We start from the raw sequence: 21,509 nt of genomic DNA on the forward strand, positions 1-21,509 counted from the left end.
GGTATTACGCCCGGGCAAAAAAACATTACCCGGGGCGTTAAGGAAAGATTAAGAAATGGGAGAAGGGCTTAATTCAGCTGCACTTCGCTGTGCTGATCGACCTTATCAACTTCGACGATGATCATACCGGTTTCTTCGTCGGTGTGATAGATCATGTCAAATTTTCTACCCCAGGCGAGGTCATAATACTTATAGGAAGTGCGGCTATGGACGATCTGAGCAAAGGTATCGTCAAATCCCTGTATCATAATCATAAACTCAGCGTTCATTTGTTCGACATCCTGCTGATTTTTTCCATAAAGAGGGCTCTCAGGGGTGATGGGGTGCACAATCGTCCAGGAAAGTGGAAAGAGGGTTACTTTGTCGCGCTCAAGAGGAAGTGGGGCAAATTTTTGTTTAAATTCGTTTCCCACTCTTTCATACCAAGACATGGTTACCACAACGGAAAGCTCGATCAGTTGATTTTGCCTCCGGTTGATCGTGCGAAACATGAAGGCGTTGATATCCTGATAGGGCGCGATCAAAGCTTCCTTGCTGTATTTGATCTTGGCGGTAGCTTTGGAAAACCGTCCGTAAAGTACACCTGTAATCAGGGCAAATGCCATCAGACCGCACAGTGCTTCTATGCCTGCAATCATATTGGTCGCAAACCCCATAGGACTGATGGAACCATATCCTACGGTCGTAAAAGTCTGCATGCTGAAAAAAAATGCGTGTAAAAAGTCTTCCAGCCACCCGGGCATGGTTATGCCCATTTCGGGTGTGCCCGTGAGATTGTGAATACCGGTGAGAAGGTATAGTCCCGAAAACAGGCTGTTGATACTGATATAGAATATGCCTACTGCCAGATGAAACTTTGTCCATGAAATGGTGATCAGGTATTGGTAGGGGTGAAATGCCCCCAATCCCCCTCCGGTACGGCGGACATTAAAGCTTCCGTCCTGATTGATCATACGTTTGCTGGTTCTGCCAATTTTGGAACCAAATCCCAAATCCTGGTAAGTGGCCTGAGCGGGTTGGGCGGACTGCGCACCGGTATTTTTGGCGGATGGAGTTTTTTTGTTGTCAGACATTTTTTTCTAAACCTTTTACAGCATTCAAAGTCTAAAATTCGTCCTAAAATAAAAACTTATGAAGCACCTGCAATTTTTTCTCTTTCCGGTATTCGTTGTGGTGCTTATGGCCTGCCAGCCGGAACAGAAAATCATCCTCGTCCCCGACAATACGGCGCCACCAGACTATAGTGTGCCGCAGGCTGTGAAAGAAAATTATGTAAACAAACTGTATATCACTCTGCTTGGCCGCAAACCTACTGCTGGCGAGTTTCAGGCGGGAATAGCCATATTGGAAGCGGATAATGTTTCGGAAGAAAACCGGGAAGGCCTGATGAACGTAATTCTCGGCAGCCCCGATTTTTACCGGCGAATGTATGACATTGCCCGTGTCGAAATTCTCAACAATCTCGATACCACCGACATAACTTTTCAGATTGCGGTGTTTAAAGATCTGTTGAAAGAGCCTGTGTATGCGCCTTTTTATGATTATATCCAGTTTGAAATCAATCGGTTGCAAAATCTGAAAAATGTGCCGCTACAATTACTAAACGGTCAGATCGGTCGTGTAGAATTGCACCGGCGGTTTGTCAACAATTCTTTCTATGATGAGATCAACATGGGGACACAAAATTTTGTTTTGTCCATGTTTGAATATTTTCTCCACCGCTACCCTTCCGATGCCGAAGAGGCGGCCTGTATTGCTATGGTAGATGGGCTTGATACAATTGTGTTTGGCAAAGAAGGGCATGACAAACAAGACTTTATTGACATATTTTTTGATTCGGACAATTACTACGAGGGGCAGGTGATCGACATTTACCGGGATTTCCTTTTCCGCTCTCCCTCTTCACTCGAAATGAGCCAGGCTACGATCGCCTATAAAACACATAAGGACTACAAAAAGCTTTTAATAAGCATTCTTATTACGGACGAATTTCTGGGCATCTGATATTTAAATATTATGCGAAATCTGATCATTCTTCTGTCATTTTTTTTCCTATGGTCCTGTAAGCCCACGGAAAATATCTATATGTACGAGGTAAATGAAGTTTCTGTCACGCAGTCGGGCATCGGCAAAAATACTCCTAAAAGCGATCTGGAGTTTATTTCCCTCGCTTATTCCGATCTATTTGGAAAAACCATTCCCGAAAATGCTCTCCAGAGTATGGTGCTTGCCTATAATGCCATGGGTGATAAGGCATTAATAGCTGACTTGATTATCCGCAACATGCTCAACAGTCCGGAAGCCGATGTGCCTTCCAGCCAGGCCATGCGTGCCGATGTGGATGGTTTTATCGTGGCCACTTTCAAAAAGTTTTATGTGCGCGAGCCGGGAGAGTACGAGCTTTGGTACTTCCGCAGCCTGATTGAAGGCGACAGTCAAATCACTCCGGAGATCATTTATTATGCAATTCTCACTTCTGATGAATACAGGTTTTATTAGAATTTCCCTGTGGCTTCGAGAGCCTCAGCCACCAGGATCAATAACCGGTGGCTGAGGCCCTCGATGCCCCGGTTATCCATTTCCCTAAAAGAGATTTATGAAAAGAAGAAGTTTTATCAAAAAATCTGGCGTGGCAGCGGCGACTGCTTTTGTTGCGCCCTATATTCTTCCTTCAGGGCGGCTCTTTGCCCGCACGATGAGCCGTAAGGCAAACCATGTAGTATTTTGCCTGTTTGCCGGCGGGGTACGAAATATGGAATCTGTTCATCAAAATGAAGGAAACCTGATGCCCGCAATGTTTGACGGTGTGGGGTCGGCCATTCCCGGACTTGATCCTGTACCTGCTTCACCCTGGCCGGTAAAACTGCGTTCAGAGGGTACTTTTTTTCAGGAAATGCGGTATAAAGAAGGCCCTACCGGCCACTTCAACGGACATACGGTTGCGGTTACGGGCGTGTATACCAATACCGGGCTGAACCTTCGCGCCAATCCCGATTATCCTACGATTTTTGAATATTATCTCAAACACAATTCCCCGGCGGTAACGGCCAAAAACGCCTGGTGGGTTTCCAATGCACTTGGCCCATACCCGGCGCTGAACTATAGCAATTACCCCGGCTATGGTCCGCTGTATGGTGCCAACCATATTGCACCTACGTCTTTAATCAGTCTGGCTACTTATCCTTCTATTGGTCAGCCCAAACAGTTTCAGTTTCACGAAGAGGAAAAAGTGCTGGGAATCCGCGACTTTCTCAATAAAAATTTTGACAAATCGCTCGACAACAGCAATGCAGGCAACTACAATACCCCTGACGACGCGGCGCAAATCCGGTCATTTATTCAATCCATGTTTGATAAAGGGGTTTCCGGTCAGTTTTTAAATCCGCTCGGCGTCCCTACAGCCAACGCAAACAATGACATTTTCACCATTCTTTTTGCTGAAGAGGTGATTAAAAATTTTCAACCAGAACTGCTGGTGGTAAATATGACCGATGTGGATGCCTGTCACCAAAACTTTACCCAGTACTGCAACAATCTCCGAAAGGCAGATTATGCTGTGGCGCATCTTTGGAAAACGATTCAGGAAACGCCTGGAATGGCCGATGATACTGTGCTCATTGTCGTTCCCGAACATGGACGTAACCTTGAAGGCAATACGGTAAAAGATATTTACGGCAGATTTGGTATTGACCATACCGGAGATAATACTTCCCGGGAAATCTTTTCTCTGATACTTGGACCGGCAGGAGTTGTCAACAAAAACCAAACGATCGGTACGCCTTCAAATCCGGTGGGTGAAAGCATCGACATCGTACCGACCATCGCCCATATTCTGGGATTTGACGTTCACATTCCGGCTGGAATGCTGCCCGGCAGAGTATTGACCGAAGCCTTCTAATCTATTTGCCATGAACCATATCAGACCTGCATTATTCAAAGTATTGATCTGGGCTTTTTTATCAGGCCTGTTTTTTTCTGCCTGCCAGCCTGATGACACGCCGCCGCCGCCCAACCCGTATGATCTGGTAAATTATGGAGAGCCGCCCGTTCCGTTGCCTCAGCCAGACTCGGGTACTTTGGTGGGGCTTCATACTTACATTTTTTCCCAAAGCTGCGCTGTACCGGGTTGTCACGATGGAAACTTTGAGCCCGATTTCCGTACGGTACAATCCACCTATTCGACGCTGGTTTTTCAGCCGGTGGTAAAAAATAATACAGCCCAATCGTATGTGTACAGGGTGTTGCCTTTTGATGTGGGTGGATCATGGCTGTACAACCGGATCACCACAGATGACCAGACCCTCGGACGGATGCCTCTGTATGACAACCCGCTTACGCCCGGACAGGTAAAGGCCGTTGAGAAATGGATTAATGCAGGGGCCCCCGATATGTTTGGGAACGTTTCTTCTTTACCCAATACCCAGCCTCAGTTTACGGCTATGGCGGCATTTGCAGATTTTAATGGAGTCGAGTACCGAATTGATACCATCAGAGGCGGCAATACCTTTAACCCGTTTGCCTCGCTCAAAAATCTGAATGTAACAATTTGGGTGGCGGTCAGTGACGACAGTACAGCAACCGCTGCACTGAAAAACAGCCGGATGCGTTTTTCCGAAGCGTTTGACAACTTTGGAAGTAGTGCCACACAGATCACAGCTGTTTATAGCGCTACGCCCAAATTGATTCCCAACTGGTACGGCACAGGCAATACGGCCGAACTTCACTGGAAAATCACTTTTAACACCAATATTTTCCCTGTTGGAAAAGTGACATTCTTCCGGTTTTACACCAATGATGGTACGCATAGCGAAGATTTCGAGTTTCCGCGTAATACACATCCCAATGAGTTGAAAACCTTCATGTCCTTTTATATTGTCCCATAATGAAATCTCCACATTACCTGCGAATCTTCCCTGCCCTTGCTTTGTTGAGTATGATGCTCTTTTCGTGCTCACATCTGGATGAAATTGCCCCACCTTCAGCGGTGCCCGAAATACAACTCATTAGCGTTTCTCCCTTATCGGTGAAAGCGCATCAGCAGGAAATTGTCTTTAAACTTGAGTACACAGACGGTGATGGCGACCTGGGCTCTAATAACGACACAGATCGAAATGTATTTGTGCGGGACAACCGGATTGATATTACCCACGAATTTCGGCTAAAGCAGCTTGCGCCTGATGGGGCGGTCATACCGATTACGGGGATATTTGAGGTTATTCTGCCGAATACCATTATCACTGACGGGTCAGGGGAGGAGAAGGTTGTCTTCTCCATTTACATTGTAGATCGGGCGGGAAATGAAAGCAATGTGGTGGACACACCGGAAATCACAATCACCGAGTAGCCTGGGATTAGGTTGACCGATGGCTTTTGGGGACTGTAAAGAAAAAAGTTGTACCTTTTCCCGGTTCTGATTCAGCCCAGATCGTGCCGCCGCGTACTTCGACAATACGTTTACAAATAGCGAGCCCGATGCCTGTTCCGGGAAACTCACTGACATTCAGTCGTTGAAATGGTTCAAAGATCTTGGCAAGATATTCTTCTCCTATCCCCACGCCGTTATCTTTGACAGATACAATATAATAACCCGGACTGTCTTTTGCTTCTATGATAATCAGCGGGTTTTCTGAGCGATTAAACTTCAGACCATTGCCAATAAGATTCTGGAAAAGGAGTTCCCATTGGTAGGAAGAACCAAAAAATTGCGGCAGAGGGAGTACTTCAATTTTTGCCTTTTTTTCTTCTATCAGGTTGGTTAGGTTTTGGGTTACTGTATCAACAATTTCATTAAGATTGAGTTGTTCTCCCTCCATTTCCTCATTTCCCAGCCGGGTATAATCAAGGAGGTCGTTGATAATATTAAACATGTGTTTTGCACCCTGGACGGCATAGTTGATAAAAGATTGTCCTTCTTCATCAATCTGATGCATATATCTTCTTTCCAGCAGTTGAAGGTGGCCAATAATCGTTCTCAGGGGTGTTTTCAGGTCATGAGAGGCCACATAAGTAAACTGCTCCATATCCTGATTATTTCGGGCGAGTTCTTCCACTTTTTGGGTAAGCGCCAGCGTTTTATCCCTAACTGTCATTTCCAGTTGAACCTTCTGTTTTTCGGAAGATAAAAATCTGAAAAGGAAAAATAACATGAGCAGCGCCAAACATATAAGTATGACAATAAACCACCAGGTTCGGTAAAATGGCGGCTGGATGACAAGGGTGATTTTTATAGGCTTTTCACTTATCGGCCCATCGCGACTGATGGCGCGAATCGTAAAAATATATTTGCCGGGAGACAATGCCTGAAAATCGATCCAGGGTTGAGTGGTAACCGCCCATGCGTCTTGCTCGCCAACCCCATATTTTTCCAGCTTATACTGGTAAGAAAGTTTCCCCAGATTTCTGAAGGAGATCCCTGAATAGTGGATACTGATTTTATTTCCTTCATCAGGATAAGTATAATGATCTTTTAAGTCTACTTCATTTCCATTTAAAACTACCCTGGTAAGGTAAACGGGCGGCTTAAATTCATCTTTCTGAATTTTTTCTTCATCAAAAACAGTTAGCCCCAAATCTGTAAGTACAAAGATATCATGTTTATACTTGATCACCTTTTTTACCTTATCTGAAATAATGCCATCTTTTTGATCAAACCATTGATTATCAATATTTTTCTGACCAAATACATAGTTTTGTATTTTGGCGATTCCCCGGTTTGTCGCAATCCATATTTTTTTTTCACTTTCATCAAGTAATATGCTGTTGCAAACATTACCTTTTAATTCTTTTTGAAGATCAAGTTTATGGTAGCCTCCATTTTTGAGGACTATCGTCCCATTTCCCTGCGTTGCCAGCCATACCGTACTGTCCGTACCTGTTTGGATATCGACGATAGAAGTTCTAAATATATTTTCCTTCTCATAGTAATTAATCATATTTTCTCCCAGTCCGGATGAAAGTCCTTTTGGCCAGCTATACCAAATAGTACCGGTGGCATCTCTGGCCGCAATTTGAGTCCTGGGGTTGCTATGAAAATTATTTCGTTCCGTAAGGTTATCGATAAAGGAACTTACCCCGTCAGGCTTTAAGAGTAAGTATAAATCTTTCCGGGTACAATCCAGCAAATACGAATCTGTAAGAATCAGAATATTGCCTGCCTTATCCTGAGAAAGGCGATGTGGGGCCTTTAGTGTTTGCGCAGCACCAAAGCCATGGAGGGATTGCAGGGTATTATTTTCCCAAAGACAAAGTCGCAGATTCGTCAGTACAAGGATGGTGTTTCCCTGAAGCGGGAGGAAGCTGGTAATAATTTCTCCGGATTTTAGCGAGTCCTGGAAATCAAATACCTGTGGGATGGTTTTCTCAATTTCACCTGAAACAGAAAGAATATGGCCGGATGAAAGGCCCAGCATAAGTCTTCCATCCGGACTCTCCTGTATGTCATAGATTTGGTTCGTCTGGGAAATTCCGAGATTTTTCATTACGAGTGCATTTCTCTCCAGAATCCCATTTGCGTTGGAAAGTAAGAGAAATACTCCATTGCTCTGGGAAGTAAACCAAAGGTTGCCTTCCACATCTTCCATTACCTGACTGATTGGGATACCGGCAAGGTAGTGATCTACCGGTTTCCATTTTCTGCCAACCTGCTGAAGGCGAAAAGCACCGTTTTTGCTTCCTATCCACAAATCTCCTGAATGATCTTCAACGATAGCGTTAACGGGGCCATCTGTGATTTTATCAGAAATAAGCACTTGTTCCCCGTTTGATCGTATATTCACCAGGCCCAGATCCGAAGAATAAACAATTTCTTTGTTGTGGAGAACACAGGTTGCAGGCGAAAAATTCTCATTATTAATGGCGAATGACAAGGGAATATGCCGGAAAATGGTCTGACCGTTGAGTACATGAAATCCGTCCTGATTATATATCCATATCTTTCCTTCATCATCGGTTTCTTTCAGGTAGGGCGTGCCTGATATGCCCATTGTGCCAGGGTCAATATCTGTAATACTGTCAACGGGTAATCCTGCCTTTTTATAAAATAATGTACGGGCAGAAGAAAACCACATATTGCCTGAAGAGTCTTCCAGAACACTAACTATCCGTTTATCGCCCATCCCGATATAGGTGAAATTATTCCCATCAAAATAGGACATCTCTCCCTGGGTAAGAATCCATAACTGTTTTTTCTTATCCTGAATGACTTTTCGGATATTATTTTTGGGGATTCCGTCTTCTACTGTATAATTTTTGAAGGAATAACCATCAAATTTGCAAAGCCCGGCCTCTGTGGCAAACCATATATAGCCTTTTTCGTCCTGCAAAACGTCCTGAACGAAGTTGCTGGGCAGGCCCTCTTCAATGGTGAGATGATGAAAATTTTGCCATACCCCCTGACCTGTTACGGTAAAGGGCATGAGATAAACCCCAAAAATGATATACCGGAGAATATTCGGCATATTCAAAAATATGAATTAATCTTTGTAAAAAGGACAATTTAACATAAAAACTCGTTTTTCGGCACGTGTAAAAACTGTATAGGTCCATCTTACATAAGCCTGGAGGTCATTTCCATAGTCCGGTTCAAAGGCAATAATCACATTTTCCCATTGGCCTCCCTGTGATTTGTGGCCGGTAATAGCATATCCGTACTTAATCTGTAAGGCATTTATGTAAGGGTCGGTACGCATCATTTCTGCGGCTTTGCTTTTGGGAAGGCCTATATACTCTTGCCGCCGTTCCTGCAACACGCGATACATCACTTCCGAAGGAAGCTGTGGCTGTTTGTCCTGCAATAGATTCAGCACTACTTTACATTCTACCGGAAAAGGTTCGCCCCGGGTATCCTGAAACTCGATTTCCACATCCATAAACTCCAGCCCATACTTTTTTTCACGGGTTTCGGGATGTACGTGGCGAATGGTTCCCATTTCTCCGTTGGCGATGAAGGGAAATTTTTTCGGATCGCCCCATGCATAGTTATTTCGCACCACCATGACCAGATCTGAAGCTACCAGCAATTCTTCCTCCTGTATCATCTGGTTGCGGATCGCCTGATTGACGCGGGTAGCCTGGTAATTGGAGTAGGTGAGAAACACCACCCTGTCCTGATCTCCGGCTACAAAATACCCCATATAGGTTTCCAGCGCTTCCCATGCATTTTCCAGTACCTGAACATCGCGGTTGGATTCAATCAGAAGCTTTTTGGGTTTACCTGCCTGATAGGCATCGCGGATCAGGACGGCATTTTCCAATACACCTGAGTCCACCAGTTGGCGGCGCACCTCCGACAGGTGGGCGTGAAATACCCGGAGGCCACCGCTTTTAAGCAAAAGATCAGGGTCAAGCGCCGGAGAATCATTGTGGCCGACTGGTGGCAACTGCACCGGATCTCCTACAATGATCAGCTTGTTGCTATCATCATTGGAATAAACATAAGCCAGCAAATCCACCAGCAGATTGTTTTGTGTATTGCTGTCGCGGTGGTTGCCGATCATGGAAGCCTCATCGACAATATAGATCACACGGCCCGTTTCCTTGTTTTCTTTCAGGTCAAAATATAGTTCTCCCGCGCTGTTTTCGATGGGAGAATAGATATGGTGGTGAATGGTATAGGCGAGGCGTTTGGTGCGTTTGCTGATCACTTTGGCAGCTCTGCCGGTAGGTGCAAGCAGGATAACCTTAAACCCCGATTTTCGCAAAATTTGGGTAAACAGACTGATCAGAAAAGTTTTACCCGTACCCGCAGAACCCGTAAGCAGATAGGCAGAAAAAGCCTGCTTGCTTCGCAGAAAATCAATAAAAACATGCAGGGCATCATCCTGATCCTCGGTTAGTGTAATATCATCCTTTCCCAGCAGGTCTTTGAGTAAATGGGATTTGGGATCGGGCATGGAGGTTTATTTAGAGAAAACAGAATGATAATTCATCCCAAATTAGCATTTTCTTATGTGATTTCCTTGAATTGAATCACCGGCTTTCCATTCACACCATCATCAGCCCTCTTGTTTTGAGTTCGCTCCACAAATCGGACTGAATCAAATCCTCAAATGGGCCCCAGCGTTCTTCTTCCCATTCGGTCTTTAGTTCCTGAAAAAGCATAGGATTTTCTGCTCCGGGCAAAAACCGCGGAAACCGCTCATAAAGCCACTCTCCGATCTTATAGGATGTCTGTAACACCCAGTCTTCGTTTTTGAGGTAAAAGGTAAGCCGGGTGCGCGTTTGGGGGTTAAGATAAGAGTCTTTCTCCGGCAAAGGCCCGATCCAGGTTACGCGGCTCGTGGGGGCGTGTGTACGGTCTCTTTTCTCAATTTCATTCCAGATGTAATTCCCTGGGACAGATGGCTCCGGCATGGCAAAATCAAACCAGTCTCCCAAAGGGCGATCCAACTCATATCCCAGCATATAATAATGCAGCGACTTCTTTAATCCTTCGCTAAATGCCTCGTGATCCGCACCCTCCGGATCGTCGTGAAACAAATCATTGTCAGCAAATCCGCCAAAGTCCGGCCCCGACCGCACTACGCCGTATGCCGCCGGATCAAATCCTACCGGGCTGTGCGCCGTCATCGCAAAGTGGTGCCAGAAGCCTGAATGAATGATGTTATTGTAAAACATCTGTCTGACCATTTCAAGGGAATCTACAGTCTCTTGTGCAGTCTGTGTCGGGAAACCGTACATCAGATAAGCGTGAACCATTATCCCTGCTTCATAAAAAGCTTGAGCTACCCGTGCCACTTGTCCTACTGTTACGCCTTTTTTCATTTTTTTGAGCAGCCGGTCGGAGGCTACTTCGAGTCCGCCCGAAACTGCGATGCAGCCAGAAGCTTTGAGTAGGCGGCACAGGTCAGGGGTAAACCGTTTTTCAAAACGGATATTGGTCCACCAGACTACGGTCAAACCTCTGCGGATGATTTCGAGGGCGAGGTCGCGCATCAGGGCAGGCGGGGCGGCTTCATCCACGAAGTGAAAACCGTTTTCTCCTGTCTGTGCCATGATCGTCTCCATCCGGTCGCAGAGCAGGGCGGCGTCCACAGGTTCGTACCGGCTGATATAGTCTAGGCTGATGTCGCAAAATGAACATTTACCCCAATAACATCCATGTGCCAGGGTCAGTTTGTTCCACCGTCCGTTGCTCCAGAGGCTGTGCATGGGGTTGGTCAGTTCGATCACAGAGAGGTATTGCTGAAGCGACAACCCTTCGTAATCGGGAGTACCGACTTCCCGCTGGGGAATGTCTTTTTCGGGGGCGCCGTTGAGAAAGCGAACACCTTTATCGGTGCGCACAAAGGTGCGTTTGAGTTGGGATGCTGGGCGCAGCCCTTCGATATGCTCAAGCAGGCAAAGCAGCGGCGCCTCGCCATCGTCGAGGCAGACAAAATCAATATAATCAAATACCCGGGGTTCGCGCAGGCGGCGAAGTTCGGTATTGGCGTAGCCGCCGCCGAGGGCGATTTTGATTTCGGGATAATGGGTTTTGAGGTACTGCCCGGTTTTTAGGGCGGCAAAAAGGTTGCCGGGAAAAGGCACGGAGAGACATACGAGTTGTGGTTTTTCCCGGCGAATATATTCTTCGACGATTTCCTGAAGATAGCGGATAACCAGCGTATCAGGCACTTTAAGCTCGGTTTCCAGTTCATCAAAATGGGTAGTGGTGCGACCCAGCCTTTCTGCGTACCGGCTAAACCCAAAGTGCGGATCAATGGTCTCTTTGATCAGATCGGCAAGGTCTTCGAGGTAAAGCGTCGCCAGATGGCGGGCTTTGTCCTGAATGCCCATGGTGCCAAACTCTTCCTCAAGGTCATCTTTATGCTGAAAACGGCTGGCCTCGGGCAGATAACTCCGGTCGCAGATGCGATGCGCGAGGGTAGGGTTTTTGTGCTGAAGAAACCGTATCACCGGCTCAATGGTATTCAGGTATTGGTTACGCAACTGATAGATCCGGTAAACATTTTCGGAGACTTCCATCTCCAGGGTTTCGAGTTCGTCAAAAACGTCCTGCAACCCCGCGCGTGAAAACATGCGGAGTATCACCTCCATTCCCAGATCGGCCTGAGCGGCTTCGTATCCTTTGGTGTTGAGAAAACCTTTGAGATACATCGTCGCCGGATAAGGCGTATTCATCTGGGTAAAGGGCGGGGTAAATAGCAGGGTTTTTGGTTTCATTTGTTTAAGCAGATATCCCCCTGCAATTATACTCAGATTTTATTGTAAAACGATTTCTATATCGTAGGCTTTGGCTTTCAGTTTTTTTAGGATAAAAGATTGTGTTGTTTCCAGATTGTCGGAAAACGAATTAACAGAGGAACCATTCAGGGGAGATCGGATATAGAAATGAATTTCGGTGTTTTCTTCGATTCCGCCAAAGTCTATGATGGGGTATAAAGACAACATTCCCTGCGCAGAGGTGGATCTCAAAATGGCTTCTGAATATGTTAGCCCCAAAGAATCTACTTTCGCGGCGATTTGTTCAGCGGTTTCCTCCACGGAAAAATAAGCGTAGGCTTGTTCTACAGGCTCTCCTTGTTCATTTACCACGCGCAGCGTCAGTTCGAGCGCCAATGGATTAGAAAGTTCGGTGCTACAGGAATAAAACAGCAATAACGAAAAAGCTATCAACACAAAATAAGTCTTAAAATTTTTCATAGTTGAAGGATTTAAAGAGTTTATTCAGAATATAAATGACGAACCAGATCAAGCGTTCCTCCCCCATCACCTACAGCATGTACATTTACATCCATTTGTGTCACTCGGAAAAGCTCGCAAAAACCATCCATCACTTGAAAGATACCATGGGGATAAAGGAATTCATATTGCCAGGCAAAATTATCTGCCGGAACAATCTCATCAACAATGGGAGACAAAAAATGATTGTTATGTGAGTTATTGCCATTCGACCAGGATGAATAAACAGAATAATTAATATTACATCCATGAGGATCATTTTTGCCAAATTTGTGTACCCAATTACCCGCTATGTGAAAATTAGGCCGATAGCTGCTCCTTGCTGCCCATTCACCAAAACTCTTTTTCTGAGCATAAAGTTCAAACCAGTGTTCGATTGTAATGTCTGTTGGATTTGGTATAGAATAATCAGTAGCCCAGCCTCTTAATTGATACGCTGCTCTGCGTTTTGGATTTGATCCCGCTTCATAAACCCACCTATAGAAATATGAAGCAGATCCCCATGAAGCAGCACTTCTTTGGTTTCCGTTTTCGGGTGTGTTTGCAACCAAAATCCCTGACGAAAAATTACTGTTAGTGACCCTAAAAAGATAATGTCTGTTCTCTATTTCCCCATCAATCCAATGTCTTATACTGCCTCTTAATAATAGAGAAAGAGTATCCCCTACTATCACAAAACCTTCCGCGCTCAGGCAGGTAGCATGGGCAATAGGAGAATTAATTGTATATGTACTTGCTGTATCAGAATCTTCATATATGATAATTTCGTTCTTGCTTCTAGCTTCCAAATATAGTTCTGAGTGCTTTGGTTTAGGAATACCTAATGCTACGATTTGATCGTCATTATATCCCTGATCCAAATAAGTCCGATAATATTCTAGCTCTCTTTGTTCTTCGGCTTCCAATATATTCTCAAATATTGAAGCTCGTGAAATAAATCCATGTTGAGACTCCCAAGATCGTCGTTTTTCTTTGGAGAGGTTTCCTAAAGAATCGGCCAGTTTATAAAAATCCTGCCAGTTTTCAAAAGCGAGTATCCCTGAATGAACAGATATGGCTATAGAATTACTCTCTTTTTTCGGTTGTATAATGGATTCATGGGATTGTTGACAACTGATTAAAAATAAATTAATCATAATGGACAAAATAATGTTTAATTGTTTTTTTTGCATGTTTTTGGGTTTAATGAAGTTGAATAAAGTCAAGGCAAATTATCTGTAGATTTTGTAAAAATGAAGCATAATTGGGATACTACAATAAGGATGGTGTCAAATAACAAATTTTTAAGAGAATTGTCAAATATATATTTCGATTTTCGGATCATGTAAAAAACCAGTGCATCTGCAATTTAGGGAGTGGAAAAAAATAACTTCCAGATTTTACTAAGGGATTTTGTGCGAAGACAAGGAAGAAAAACCGAGTTTGGCGAGCCAAATGAGGCTTTTTCTGACGCAATATTCGTGCAAAAGACCGCGTCAAAAGCGGAAGTTATTTTTTGACTGTCCCTTAGTGAAGTCACTTTCAATGGGAATAAGCCATGAGCAATGTGGGGGGTAAAGACAAAACGGATTCGGTTACCTGGATTTTTGAGAAATTTTATTCTTGATAATCGGGATTTGAGGATGCCTTTCTTGCCAGCAGACTAAGGTTTCGGATAGATAGATGTTGGGTTAGTAACTATCCCAATTTGATCCATAAAAACATCCTGCAACCCCGCGCGTGAAAACATGCGGAGTATCACCTCCATTCCCAGATCGGCCTGAGCGGCTTCGTATCCCTGGGTTTTGAGAAAACCTTTGAGATACATCGTCGCCGGATAAGGCGTATTCATCTGGGTAAAGGGCGGGGTAAATAGCAGGATTTTTGGTTTCATTTCTGTAGTAAGTCTCGCGCTGCGAGTGCAAGAAACATAAAATTTGTGGCACCGCCACCCATCACATATTCAGTTTGTTGCCAGAAGTAAGGCCATATTTTCAGCTCGGGGAGGTCGGGGCGAATGAGGGCTGTGCCCGAAACCGATCCGCCCGGTATATACGACCATTCGTCGCGGTTGACGCCATACGCCACAATGATCGATTCGACCCCAACTCCCGACACAAAAGAAGCAGTATTGTTGCCGGGGTGTACACCCAGCACAAAGTTGAGTGAATTGAGCATAGGTTCGGCGGGGAAAAGGTCGGGATATCCTTTGTGGAGGAAATACTGATTTACCCCAAAACTCTGAATGCCCCAGCCTGCGCCCCAGATATTGGGCCGGTATTCTACGCCGAAAGGGGTTTCTTTCACCCGCTCGGCCTGCGTTTTGGCGTATTCGGCCATCGCCGCGCGAATGGCCATGTTAAACTTTTTATCCTGAATTACGCCTGCAACTCTGGCCAGCGATGGGCCTGACCAGCCGATGGCTTTGACGATTTGTTCCTGTCTGCTGACGATAAAAGTCTCATACTTTTTATCTTTGGTAGCAAGGAGTAATTCTGCGGCCAGATCGATCATTCCCGGTTGCTGGGCATCTTTGTACTGTTCCCAGATCGCCTGCGCGATGCCCAGGCAATCATTGGCGAGGGTATCGTTGTAGCCTTTGAGTGCGCGGTAAGCCACGGCCATACTGGAGGCCACGCCGATTTCGCGGCGGGGATTTTCTTCGGTAAATACCCAGCGGTCGTCCATGATGCCGGAAGTGGTTCCGGTCCGTTCATTTTTTTTCAGGGAAGGGTCGTATTTGAGATTGTCGGTCATGACCATTCCGTCGCCCAGCAGCGTGTATTGGCGAAGGTCGGAACAGATGATTCCGCGGTAGAGGCGACCCAGTGCTTCATATCCGCCGACAACGGTAAGCGCCCCGTGTTCAATCTGCTGGAGCACATCGGGTTTGCCGTCGGGGCGGTGCATTTCAACGATTTTTCCCGCCTGATCAATGGTCGTGGCGTCGTAATTCACCCCAAACAATTCGTACATATAGGCCAGCATCCGGGTAGTGGTGGCCTGGGATTCGACGCGGAGGTCGTAGTCGCCTGCGTCATGCCAGCCGCCGACATTGAGGCCGGGTACGGACTGGTGGGGTTGATATTGGGTTAATGTGGATTTACCCTGCACATAACCGTCAAAATGATTGAGATCGACCGGCGCCATCAGCGCGTCGTCGTCGTGACAGAGTCCGTGCCAGACTTTGTACCGGTCATTGATGCGCATATGGCACATTTGTACGGGGAGGTAATATTCGAGTGTAGGCTGCCATACGTGGCGGTCATATACGGCTGGGCTGATCTGGAAGGGAATCGAAAGCGTTTCCCCGTATTTTACCTGATACATACCTGCAGATTTGACATCGGAAAAATCAAACCGCAGGTAGTTGTACCGCAAAAATTTCCCCCAAAACTCCGGCTGAGCGGTTTTCACTTTTTCCAGTCCGCCATTTTCCGAAACCTTCCACAGGCTGATTTCTCCGAGCCCTTTATCGGTCGCGTCAAGCTCTATCACTGCAGTTTTAGGCTGGCCGGGGTGATATCCCACCTGCGACACCTGAATGACGGGCGGGTATTTCCAGTCTTTTTCATGGCCGGGGGTGATAACCATTTCCAGTACATTTTTTAGTTTGCCTTTTTGGGCGAGGGTACGGACGACAAACCAGCCGTTGTTAAATTCTCCCCTGCCGTCGAGCAGTTGCACTTCCTGTCCATTTGCTTCAAAAACGATCATCTCCGATTTTTTTTCAGGGACAATTACCAGTCTTTTTCCTGAAGCAAGTGCCTGGGAGTGGATTTTTTTATCTCCGTCATAACTTACCGGCCCGTTTACCTGACGGGGGAAAATGCCCAGTTGGTCATCCATGATGAAAGATTTCCCAAAGTAGAAACCGGGAAACAATTCGATATTAAATCCGACCTTCCCATACCATTCGTCAGGAAGCGGTTTGTCGAGGTCAATAGAAACGCGAAACGATTCGCCTTCAGATTTCACCCTGACGTGGTAGGTAAAGTTGAGGTCAGGATAATCGATAGGATTAAACCCTGTACGATTTTTGGAGGAGTCGGGATACCATAGTGTTACGCGGATTTCGTTGTTTTCGCGATCGATGTCTGTTTTACCCTTTTTAGGTACGGGCGACCATTGTCCGGGCGTGGGTTCGAGGCGAAGATCGCCGTTGGCTGCAACACGTTCGCCATTTTGTACTATTGTGACTCCGCCCTGATGGCCGTCTGGGTAAAAGTCCTGAAAGACCATGACGTTGAGTCCGGGTACTTCGAAATAATCATTTTCGCTGATGGGGATGTTGTTTTGAGCGGATGTAATTCCGGCCATCAGCACACAAGACAAGGATAGAATGTAGTTTTTCATTTTGAGGAAAGATAATTTGAATGTAATCTACAAACGCTTTGCGTACTCTCCGAGAACTGAGAGATATTTTGATCGAAGATCATCTCTCAGCCTTTGAACGCAGATTACGCAGAGTACCACGCGGAGGAACGCAGAGACTACACAACACCCTTTGCGTCTGCCCATGCAGATGCGATTCCTTTGCGGACTTTGCGTGAACCATAAAGATGTTGATCGAAGATCATCTCCCTGCCTTTGAACGCAGATTACGCAGAGTACCACGCGGAGGAACGCAGAGACTACAACACCCTTTGCGAAACTCTGCGATTCCTTTGCGGACTTTGCGTGAACCATAAAAATGTTGATCGAAGATCATCCCCCTGCCTTTGAACGCAGATTACGCAGAGTACCACGCGGAGGAACGCAGAGACTATACAACACTCTTTGCGTTACTTTGCGATTCCTTTGCGGACTTTGCGTGAACCCTCAAGATGTCGATCGAAGATCATCAAAATCCGTAAAGGAATTATTTAAATTTTAACCAAGTTTTTCCCCGGCGAAAGCGGATATTCTTTCCCCTTCCATTCAAATACGCCTGACAGCCCCTGAGGCAGTTCCACCTCGGCTTTGAGTTTTTTGCCCTGATTGTCGAGGGTCATGGAAATGGTTCCTGAAGGGTGCGGCATGGAAGCGGTGAGTTGCTTCAGATCTCCCAGTGCCGGGGCAATCCTCACAGTTTTGAAGCCTGGAGAAGCTGGTGTGATTCCCGCAACGGTGGCCAGCAAATCGTAATTGGGGCTGGCACTCCACGCATGGCAATCGGAGCGGGTAGGATCGGGTTTTTCGGCGAATGTCGTCAGTCCGAGGTCAAGCATATCGCGCCAGGGCTGAATCTGGGGCAGGTACTGATCGGCCATTCCGGTTTTGACCAGGGCGCGGAAAAGGTAAAATTTGAAGTAAAACGTCGCCTGGATCAGGCTTTTGTCTTCAAGTATTCGCTGCATAAGTTTTGGCTGCTCCTGTTCTGCCACGGCATCGGTGAGAATGGCGAGCATATTGGCGTGCTGCGAATAAATATCCTGCCCGGGAACATCCGAAAACAGGCCTTTCTCCGAATTCCAGCAACGCTGATACACCGCCCTGACAATCTGTTCTCTTTGTTTTTTGTAACGGTCGGCGTAATAGTTTTCTCCGAAGGCGCGGTGAAGTTCTTCTGCCTGCCGTAGGGTATAAGCATACTGAAGGCTGAGGATACTGCTGTTTCCCTCTGCATCCTGTACAGGGATTCCCCCAATTCCCGCATCTGGGTCGTTTCTCCATTCGTCGGTCCAGTCCACAAAATTCCACCAGAGGGTTTTTTTGAGGAGATTCTGGCTGTTCATCTGTGTTTCGTACCAACCGAGTACAGCGCGTGTTCCCGGCAGAAGCGAATGAATATAGGCGGTATCGGGCCGGTGCATCCAGTAGTCGTGGATCATAGAAACCCAGAATAGCGAGTACGTGGGAATCAACTGTAGTTTCTGGCAGGGATAACGGCTCTGCGTTAGGCCGTTCCACAGCCTTGATTCCTCAAAGTCGTTGATGGCGCGGCGCATCAGGCGGTCATCGCCCGCTACATATAGCGAAATCAGCGCCTGGATCCTGGTGTCGCCGACATATTGAAGTTGTTCGTAGTAGGGGCAGTCGTAATAGGTCTCTCCGGCGCAAAGTCGTGCCGTTCGCCAGCCGGTTTTCCATACGTCAGAAAGCCAGGGCTGGTCTGTGGTGATCCGGGCTTTTTCTTCGAATGGATAACCGGTATAAGATGCCTGAATATCTTTCAACACCAGCGGCTGATCTCCCGTCTGAATATCGAGCTGCATATACCGCCAGGTGCGAAGCCAAAGGGGGCGAAACACGCGATTCTCTCCTCCATCGGGCATAAACCGGTCTGCATACCCTCTCATCTCTTTCCCCTCGATTTCGTTGCGGTTGCCCTTTTGCCGGTTGGCGTCAAATAAAGCTTCGCTATAGCTAACTTTAATTTCTGCTTCAGCGCCGCCATTTACCGTAAACTCAGGATAACCGGTAACCAGATACGTTTGGTCGAGCAGCATGCTGACGGTTGTATTTGCCGGAATGGTTAAACTGGTGGTTCCTTTGAGAAGGTTTGCCGGAACATCAACTCCGCTGCTTCTGCGCACTTGTTGCAGTCTTACCGGGAAACTTTCCATCATCGGTATGTCGCGTGGCATAAGCAGCCAGTTGCCGTCGGTTCCCCGTCCAAATCCCTGCCCGGTTGATAACTGTCCGGCGGAAACCCAACCGCTGTCGTCGTATCCGGAAGATTCCCAGCCCCACGGGTATTTTTTGCCATCTACAATATCACCCGGGCCTACGACAATATAGGTGTGAAGATCCCAGAAACTTTTCAGTTCGGGTGAATAGGCCTCATTTTGCACCACCTTCCACGAAACGTCGGTATTGACTATTTTTTCGGCTTCACCTTCTCCCTGAAGGATAAAAGCAGTTTGCTGTGTCGTCTGAGCTGCGGGGGAATGTTTTCCAAAGTTCCATACGACGGCAGCCAGCACATTTTCACCTGTATGAAGATGCTGCGCGATATCGACACTTTCAAATCGCCAGTGGCGGAGATCGCCGCGGGCAGGGCCGAGGCTTACTTCTTTGCCATTAACCAAAAGCCGGTAACGGTTGTCAGCGGAAACATGGACGATAAAAGTGGACGGAACTGTCGCCAGGTCAAACTTTTTGCGGAAGTGATACACTCCGTATTCCTGTGCAGGAGCAGTGGGGTGAATAATCCATCTGGCTTCCCAGAAACCATTGATCCATTTGGGATTGATAGGTACATTCTGGGCCTGACTGGCGGGTAAAAATAAAAGTGTGAGCAATAGGAGGAGAAGATTTTTCATCGGAGGAGGCGTTAGTTGGAATATCTTGAAAGCCACGAATAACACAAATTCACACGAAAATTTACCCATAAGATAAACAGAACCTTTCTTTATAGTATCCTATTCTGTGACGATCTGAGCGATAATTTCTTCCGGAGAAAGGGAAATATCGATCGTAATGGCGTTGGCAGGCATTTCAAGCGTTTGAAATTGCGAGGTGAGCAACGCCGGCGGCATAAAGTGATCTTTGCGCTGCAACATCCTTTCTTCAATGATCGCTCTGTTGCCGTTAAGAAAAATCCATTCGGTTTGCCCTTCGATTTCTTTGGCAAGGATACGCCGGTACTCTTCTTTCAGTGCAGAACATGCAATCACAGCACCGGCACCAGCCAATTGGTTTCTGGCCGTAACAGCGATATTTTCCAGCCAGGGGATGCGATCCAGGTCGTTGAGCGGCTGGCCGCTTTTCATTTTTTCGATATTGGATGGTGGGTGGAAATCGTCTGCATCGAAGAACGGGATATTCAGTTTTTCAGCCAGCATTTTCCCGATGGTGGATTTGCCCGAACCAGCTACGCCCATTATGTAGTAGATTTTCATATACCGCGTTTTTCCTGTGAATATAGTAGTTTGGCCATTACAGAAGGGTGATATCAGGTATGATTGTATTTATTCTATTCAACCATTATTTTTATAAACTATGAATCAACACAAAATTATTCTTATCCTGATTGCGATGTTTGTATGGGCTGGCTGTCTCAAACAAGATTTCAACAAGCAGGCCGGCGAGGGACTTTACACGGGTAATATGTACCGCACCCTGCAATCACTGAATCCACAGTCCGGCCTGACTACATGGGACACTACGTACACAGAGACAATAGAAGTTGTAACCACCACTGACAGCATCTGGTTTGTGGTAGGAGATAATCCTCCATTGGGGTTTATCCTGGAAGATGATAAATCATATGAAAATGCCTACGGTTCTGGTAATGGGCGGAGTTTTCACCTTACCGGGAAAGACAGCCTGATTTACAATGAGGGAACTTATTATGGCAATGGTACTACCCAATACGAACAGACCAGTGCCAGTTTTCAGGGTAAGAGGAAGTAGGATCGTTTATTTCCATTGCCTGCTCAGTTCATCCCAGGTCAGGAGTACACATTTTTTGCGGGCGGGGAAATCCCTGGCTGCCTGAAAAACAAACAGCGGTTCCGGAAGATCGGTGGGTTGGGGGAAATTTGCTTCCGGTGAAACCAGCGCCTGGAAAGGCTGATGAAGTTTTTCAAATGTCCTTTTATCCATTCCCGGCAGCAGCGATACCAGCAGAGAAGCCGAAGCTTTGGACAGGGCGCAGCCATAGCCATGAAAAGAAGCATCCGCAATCACTTCACCTTCAAATTTGATATACAGGAAAAACTGATCCCCGCAAAACTGGTTGTAGGCTTCAACCACGCGGTCGGCGTCGGGCATTTTTTCATACCTTACCGGATGGTCATTGTGGTGGAGGATCGTGGGATGGTAGAGAGAGTGGGACATGGGGGTGAAAATACCTGATTTTTCTCTTTCGATAAAAATTTAGGGAAATTTTCCTTAATTGTGTTTCCATTTTACCGAATAAA

Annotated in this window: 17 protein-coding genes; 6 read left to right on the plus strand and 11 right to left on the minus strand. The window is 46.4% G+C overall.

Going from position 1 to position 21,509, the window contains the following annotated elements:
- Positions 1-68 precede the first annotated feature (68 nt).
- Complete coding sequence (locus tag R3D00_10605) at positions 69-1,073, minus strand: ion channel (GenBank protein MEZ4773621.1); 1,005 nt, start codon at positions 1,071-1,073, stop codon at positions 69-71.
- A gap of 58 nt (positions 1,074-1,131) precedes the next feature.
- Here R3D00_10605 and R3D00_10610 point away from each other — a divergent pair, with 58 nt between their 5' ends.
- The 5 genes from R3D00_10610 to R3D00_10630 all read left to right on the plus strand — a co-directional run bounded on the left by R3D00_10610 (position 1,132) and on the right by R3D00_10630 (position 5,344).
- The gene (locus tag R3D00_10610) at positions 1,132-2,004 is read left to right on the plus strand and encodes a hypothetical protein (GenBank protein ID MEZ4773622.1); all 873 of its coding nucleotides are present in this window, start codon (positions 1,132-1,134) and stop codon (positions 2,002-2,004) included.
- Between the two features lie 12 nt (positions 2,005-2,016).
- Positions 2,017-2,499, plus strand: coding sequence for a hypothetical protein (locus tag R3D00_10615; protein ID MEZ4773623.1), 483 nt, complete (start codon positions 2,017-2,019; stop codon positions 2,497-2,499).
- A gap of 97 nt (positions 2,500-2,596) precedes the next feature.
- A complete protein-coding gene (locus R3D00_10620; GenBank protein MEZ4773624.1) occupies positions 2,597-3,898 on the plus strand; it encodes an alkaline phosphatase family protein in 1,302 nt (433 codons plus the stop codon).
- A 10-nt stretch (positions 3,899-3,908) separates the two neighbouring features.
- Positions 3,909-4,883: a hypothetical protein gene (locus tag R3D00_10625; protein ID MEZ4773625.1), complete on the plus strand. Its 975-nt coding sequence runs from the start codon at positions 3,909-3,911 to the stop codon at positions 4,881-4,883.
- Positions 4,883-5,344, plus strand: a complete 462-nt coding sequence (locus R3D00_10630) for a hypothetical protein (GenBank protein ID MEZ4773626.1) — start codon at positions 4,883-4,885, stop codon at positions 5,342-5,344. The genes R3D00_10625 and R3D00_10630 overlap by 1 nt, the downstream gene beginning before the upstream one ends.
- A 7-nt stretch (positions 5,345-5,351) precedes the next feature.
- On the opposite strand, the gene R3D00_10635 is transcribed toward R3D00_10630, so the two are convergent.
- From R3D00_10635 to R3D00_10675, 9 genes are all read right to left on the minus strand, one after another.
- Positions 5,352-8,456 carry a two-component regulator propeller domain-containing protein gene (locus R3D00_10635; protein ID MEZ4773627.1) on the minus strand — a complete coding sequence of 1,035 codons (3,105 nt, stop codon included), beginning with the start codon at positions 8,454-8,456 and terminating at the stop codon, positions 5,352-5,354.
- 15 nt (positions 8,457-8,471) lie between these two features.
- Entirely contained in the window at positions 8,472-9,890 is a 1,419-nt protein-coding gene (locus R3D00_10640; protein MEZ4773628.1) for an AAA family ATPase, read from the minus strand.
- A gap of 91 nt (positions 9,891-9,981) precedes the next feature.
- Positions 9,982-12,162, minus strand: coding sequence for a radical SAM protein (locus R3D00_10645; GenBank protein MEZ4773629.1), 2,181 nt, complete (start codon positions 12,160-12,162; stop codon positions 9,982-9,984).
- Between the two features lie 39 nt (positions 12,163-12,201).
- Entirely contained in the window at positions 12,202-12,642 is a 441-nt protein-coding gene (locus R3D00_10650) for a hypothetical protein (GenBank protein ID MEZ4773630.1), read from the minus strand.
- A gap of 20 nt (positions 12,643-12,662) precedes the next feature.
- On the minus strand, positions 12,663-13,853 hold the full coding sequence (locus tag R3D00_10655; protein MEZ4773631.1) for a hypothetical protein: 1,191 nt from the start codon (positions 13,851-13,853) through the stop codon (positions 12,663-12,665).
- Positions 13,854-14,323: 470 nt separating this feature from the next.
- A complete protein-coding gene (locus R3D00_10660) occupies positions 14,324-14,554 on the minus strand; it encodes a hypothetical protein (GenBank protein ID MEZ4773632.1) in 231 nt (76 codons plus the stop codon).
- Positions 14,551-17,016 carry a glycoside hydrolase family 9 protein gene (locus tag R3D00_10665; protein ID MEZ4773633.1) on the minus strand — a complete coding sequence of 822 codons (2,466 nt, stop codon included), beginning with the start codon at positions 17,014-17,016 and terminating at the stop codon, positions 14,551-14,553. Before R3D00_10665 ends, R3D00_10660 begins: the two co-directional genes overlap by 4 nt.
- 509 nt (positions 17,017-17,525) lie before the next feature.
- Positions 17,526-19,907, minus strand: coding sequence for an alpha-L-rhamnosidase C-terminal domain-containing protein (locus tag R3D00_10670; protein MEZ4773634.1), 2,382 nt, complete (start codon positions 19,905-19,907; stop codon positions 17,526-17,528).
- Positions 19,908-20,006: 99 nt separating this feature from the next.
- On the minus strand, positions 20,007-20,486 hold the full coding sequence (locus R3D00_10675; GenBank protein ID MEZ4773635.1) for a gluconokinase: 480 nt from the start codon (positions 20,484-20,486) through the stop codon (positions 20,007-20,009).
- Between the two features lie 100 nt (positions 20,487-20,586).
- On the opposite strand from R3D00_10675, the gene R3D00_10680 reads away from it, so the two are divergent.
- On the plus strand, positions 20,587-21,000 hold the full coding sequence (locus tag R3D00_10680) for a hypothetical protein (GenBank protein ID MEZ4773636.1): 414 nt from the start codon (positions 20,587-20,589) through the stop codon (positions 20,998-21,000).
- Positions 21,001-21,006: 6 nt separating this feature from the next.
- Here the strand turns inward: R3D00_10680 and R3D00_10685 are convergent, their stop codons facing one another.
- The gene (locus tag R3D00_10685; GenBank protein MEZ4773637.1) at positions 21,007-21,426 is read right to left on the minus strand and encodes an SUF system NifU family Fe-S cluster assembly protein; all 420 of its coding nucleotides are present in this window, start codon (positions 21,424-21,426) and stop codon (positions 21,007-21,009) included.
- Between the last annotated feature and the right edge of the window lie 83 nt (positions 21,427-21,509).

This window comes from Bacteroidia bacterium (assembly GCA_041391665.1).
Classification (GTDB): domain Bacteria; phylum Bacteroidota; class Bacteroidia; order J057; family J057; genus JAGQVA01.

Excerpts from the sequence above, each read along its gene's own strand:
- R3D00_10625 (MEZ4773625.1), top strand. The coding sequence starts at position 3,909 with ATGAACCATATCAGACCTGCATTATTCAAAGTATTGATCTGGGCTTTT.
- R3D00_10605 (MEZ4773621.1), bottom strand. The coding sequence starts at position 1,073 with ATGTCTGACAACAAAAAAACTCCATCCGCCAAAAATACCGGTGCGCAG.
- R3D00_10620 (MEZ4773624.1), top strand. The coding sequence starts at position 2,597 with ATGAAAAGAAGAAGTTTTATCAAAAAATCTGGCGTGGCAGCGGCGACT.
- R3D00_10685 (MEZ4773637.1), bottom strand. The coding sequence starts at position 21,426 with ATGTCCCACTCTCTCTACCATCCCACGATCCTCCACCACAATGACCAT.
- R3D00_10615 (MEZ4773623.1), top strand. The coding sequence starts at position 2,017 with ATGCGAAATCTGATCATTCTTCTGTCATTTTTTTTCCTATGGTCCTGT.
- R3D00_10645 (MEZ4773629.1), bottom strand. The coding sequence starts at position 12,162 with ATGAAACCAAAAACCCTGCTATTTACCCCGCCCTTTACCCAGATGAAT.
- R3D00_10670 (MEZ4773634.1), bottom strand. The coding sequence starts at position 19,907 with ATGAAAAATCTTCTCCTCCTATTGCTCACACTTTTATTTTTACCCGCC.
- R3D00_10640 (MEZ4773628.1), bottom strand. The coding sequence starts at position 9,890 with ATGCCCGATCCCAAATCCCATTTACTCAAAGACCTGCTGGGAAAGGAT.
- R3D00_10675 (MEZ4773635.1), bottom strand. The coding sequence starts at position 20,486 with ATGAAAATCTACTACATAATGGGCGTAGCTGGTTCGGGCAAATCCACC.
- R3D00_10665 (MEZ4773633.1), bottom strand. The coding sequence starts at position 17,016 with ATGAAAAACTACATTCTATCCTTGTCTTGTGTGCTGATGGCCGGAATT.
- R3D00_10660 (MEZ4773632.1), bottom strand. The coding sequence starts at position 14,554 with ATGAAACCAAAAATCCTGCTATTTACCCCGCCCTTTACCCAGATGAAT.
- R3D00_10680 (MEZ4773636.1), top strand. The coding sequence starts at position 20,587 with ATGAATCAACACAAAATTATTCTTATCCTGATTGCGATGTTTGTATGG.
- R3D00_10635 (MEZ4773627.1), bottom strand. The coding sequence starts at position 8,456 with ATGCCGAATATTCTCCGGTATATCATTTTTGGGGTTTATCTCATGCCC.
- R3D00_10630 (MEZ4773626.1), top strand. The coding sequence starts at position 4,883 with ATGAAATCTCCACATTACCTGCGAATCTTCCCTGCCCTTGCTTTGTTG.
- R3D00_10655 (MEZ4773631.1), bottom strand. The coding sequence starts at position 13,853 with ATGCAAAAAAAACAATTAAACATTATTTTGTCCATTATGATTAATTTA.
- R3D00_10610 (MEZ4773622.1), top strand. The coding sequence starts at position 1,132 with ATGAAGCACCTGCAATTTTTTCTCTTTCCGGTATTCGTTGTGGTGCTT.
- R3D00_10650 (MEZ4773630.1), bottom strand. The coding sequence starts at position 12,642 with ATGAAAAATTTTAAGACTTATTTTGTGTTGATAGCTTTTTCGTTATTG.